We start from the raw sequence: 260 nt of genomic DNA, 5'->3' as shown, positions 1-260 counted from the left end.
AGCATGTGGTTACGGTTAAACATCAAATGCTGTGGCGTGATGGTGGCGGCGATAAGCTCGTTACCGTCGCGGACATACTCCGCGGCATCTTTGGTGGTGATGTGCTCGAAGACCACTTTGAGCGCGGGAAGGCGCTGACGCAGGGGCTCCATCACGGTGTCGATAAAACGGGCTTCACGGTCGAAGATGTCGATCTCGGCATGCGTGACTTCACCGTGAACCAGCAGCGGCATACCCAGTTTCTGCATGCGCTCCAGTAC

The 260-nt window shown here is 56.9% G+C and carries 1 pseudogene; it reads right to left on the bottom strand.

Annotation, left to right across the window (positions count from 1 at the left end):
• Window positions 1-260 (bottom strand): annotated as a pseudogene (locus tag ACPYOJ_RS35750) (dihydroorotase); the annotation flags it as partial.

This window comes from Rhizobium sp. SVR5-9E (genome assembly GCF_056755095.1).
The sequence above is the reverse complement of the archived record's forward strand: the minus strand, read 5'-3'. Positions and strand labels throughout refer to the sequence as shown.